This window comes from Shewanella sp. (genome assembly GCF_051658185.1).
In the GTDB taxonomy this organism is placed as follows: domain Bacteria; phylum Pseudomonadota; class Gammaproteobacteria; order Enterobacterales; family Shewanellaceae; genus Shewanella.
Genome location: NZ_JBOFMC010000301.1, coordinates 1 through 3,012 on the forward strand (window position 1 = coordinate 1; position 3,012 = coordinate 3,012).

2 protein-coding genes are annotated in these 3,012 nt (G+C 42.6%); both read left to right on the top strand.

The window, feature by feature from the left end; genetic code table 11:
* Positions 1-6: 6 nt before the first annotated feature.
* Positions 7-1,671 (top strand): methyl-accepting chemotaxis protein, encoded by a 1,665-nt coding sequence (locus ACRCZA_RS11515; RefSeq protein WP_438674577.1) that lies wholly within the window; start codon positions 7-9, stop codon positions 1,669-1,671.
* A gap of 190 nt (positions 1,672-1,861) precedes the next feature.
* Positions 1,862-2,839, top strand: a complete 978-nt coding sequence (locus ACRCZA_RS11520) for a transposase (RefSeq protein WP_438674576.1) — start codon at positions 1,862-1,864, stop codon at positions 2,837-2,839.
* Positions 2,840-3,012: the final 173 nt, after the last annotated feature.

The window sequence follows — 3,012 nt, forward strand, 5'->3', positions numbered from 1 at the left end:
TTAAGGATGTCTAATTTCAGTTTACGTAATAAATTACTGCTGTTATCGCTTTTTCCGTTAATTTTAGCACTGTGTATTCTCATGACAGTTTCTTACGCTGTTGAAAAAAGTTCTCTAGCCGATGAAATCACTATATTTAGAGATAAACTCATTGGTGAGCGTAAAGCACAAATCAAAGAAGCCACTGAAATTGCGGCCGGTATCGTCCAATATCAGCTGTCATTAAAAGAACGTGGCAATGTTAACCAAGCACTGCGTGATATCCGCTTTGGTAGTTCAGGCTATTTCTTTATTTACGACTCCCAAGGCAAAAATCTATTTCATGCAGTCATGCCCAACCTTGAGGGGCAAAATAAAATCGACATGACTGATCCGCGTGGAACAAAAATCATTGTCGGCTTACTCAATGCTGCTAAAAACGGTGACGGTAACTTTTCGTTTTATTTTCAAAAACCCAATACGAATGAGCAAATTGAGAAACTCGGTTTCTCTATGATGATCCCTGGCACTGATTGGATGTTAGGCACAGGTGCTTATATCGATGATATCGACGCTGTGGTTGAAAGTTATCGCATTACAGCAACTGAACAAATGATGCATAAATCCCTTGGGATGTTATTGATAGCACTTTTACTGGCAGGCATAACTGTTTTTATTATTTTGCTTTTAGCCGACCGTATGGTGACACCTATCAAAAATATGGCTAACAACTTAAATGATATAGCTAAAGGAGAGGGGGATCTCACTAAACGCCTTACAGTGAATGGTGAAGATGAAATAGCACAATTAGGTCGCTCATTTAACCTCTTTGTCGATAAACTCCAAACCATCATAGGCGATGTGGCCAATGCAACAGCGAAAGTGAAAAGTGCGGCCAATGCGATTCATGATCAAACCCAAGTGATGTCTAACCAACTCATTAGTCATAATAATGAAACAGATCAAGTTGTTACTGCTATTACTGAAATGTCAGCGACGGCAAGTGAAGTGGCGCAAAATACGACTCAAGTAGCCGAGGCTACTCATGCTGCAACAGGTGATGTGGCTAACGCTCAACGCTGTGTCGATGCATCGTTAGAAGAAATCTCTGCGCTTATGACACAAATCAATAATGCCGCCAGTAACATTCAATCTTTGAGTGAGCAATCTAAGAAAATTAATAGTGTGCTGTCTGTCATCGGGGGGATTGCAGAACAAACAAACCTTCTGGCATTAAATGCCGCTATTGAGGCTGCTCGAGCTGGAGAGCAAGGTCGTGGATTTGCCGTAGTGGCTGATGAGGTGCGCAGCTTAGCGAGCCGTACACAATCAAGTACTCTAGAAATCAATGAGATGTTATCTGAATTGCATAAGCTGGTGGCATTGGCGGTGAAAACGATGGTAGAGAGTCAACAAAGTTGCGTGCGCACGGTGGATTCTTCCCGAGCTATTTCTGAAAGCTTAGGCTCTGTTACATCTGCGGTAACGGCAATTAATGACATGAGCACCCAAATTGCCACTGCGGCAACGGAGCAGAGCTCTGTAACGGAAGAAATCAACCGTAACGTGTTCGCAATTAAAGAGATTGTCAATGAACTGCTGCATTCCAGCGAAGATGCGGCGAGAGTGAGCCAAATCGTATCGCTTGAGGGGATTAATCTAGGCAAACTCGTGGGGCAATTTAAGGTGTAATCCGACTCTGTGAGATTTATATGGACATCCATAAGATTTATACGGACATCCATTGTAAAATCATATTCAACAGAGATTTATATGGACATCCATTGTTAAATCATATTCAAAATGGACATCGATTTTAATGGATGGCGCGGTAGTTAACTTCTGGCTATGCTTGGATTAAGCATTAAACAAGGAGGTTTGTATGCCGCGCCCTCGCCGAATTCAAATTAGTCTTGAAGACACCCCCTATTACCATTGCTGTAGCCGTGTGGTACGGCGAGCATTTTTATGTGGTGATGATGCCTATTCGGGGAAAAATTATGACCATCGCCGTGGTTGGGTTGAATCGCTACTGTTTGAACTTGAAGCAGTTTTTGCAATAGATGTTGCGGCTTTTGCGGTGATGTCGAATCATCTGCATGTGGTTTTACGTATTGATATCGAGACAGCAAACCGCTGGAGCGACCGAGAGGTGCTTGAGCAATGGCATAAGTTGTTTAAAGGCGATGAATTATCGCGTAAATTCGCACAGGGTGAGTTGGTTGAGCCCCATGATGTCAACAGATTAAGGCACTCAATAGCAATATATCGCAGCCGCTTATGTGATATCAGTTGGTTCATGCGTTGCTTAAACGAACCGATAGCAAGACAAGCAAATCAAGAAGATAACTGTACAGGTCGTTTTTGGGAAGGTCGCTTTAAGTCACAGGCCCTACTCGATGAAGCCGCCGTTTTAGCCTGTATGACTTATGTTGATTTAAATCCAATCAGAGCCAAAATGGCTGACACGCCAGAGCAATCCGACCATACCAGTATTCAACTACGCGTTCAGGCCGCATTGAAAGGTGAGCAGCCTAACAATCTACTGCCTTTTATTGGCAATGAACGCGATAACCAACCTCGTGGAATCACATTTGAGCTCAAGGATTATCTTGAGTTAGTTGAATATACCGGGCGGCTCATTCGCAATGGCAAGCGTGGTGCTATCACTGAAAATAGCGCCAAGTTACTGACTAGGTTAAATTTATCTCAAGAAAATTGGTTTAAGCTTACCACGGAGTTTGGCAAGCTATTTCATGGCCCTGTGGGTACGCTGCAAGAACTGACTAATTACTGCGAACACTTAGAAATGCGACGACGGCACTTTACTAAATGCTGCCAACACCTCAACGCTGGCTGATTTAAAGCTGGTTTTATTGATTGTTCCTTTAAAGACCCCAACAAGCTAATGGGTTGGGCTTTTTTTACTAAAAATCTGCTTTTTTTCAGCCAAATAGGTCAACTGAGTTAGTTATCATCCCTTTGCCACCTTAACTTACCCGTTTTTTAACGCTAAGTGACTTTTCGTCATTT

Bases quoted from the DNA above. Each gene is read 5' to 3' on its own strand.
- ACRCZA_RS11515 (WP_438674577.1), top strand. From the start codon at position 7: ATGTCTAATTTCAGTTTACGTAATAAATTACTGCTGTTATCGCTTTTT.
- ACRCZA_RS11520 (WP_438674576.1), top strand. From the start codon at position 1,862: ATGCCGCGCCCTCGCCGAATTCAAATTAGTCTTGAAGACACCCCCTAT.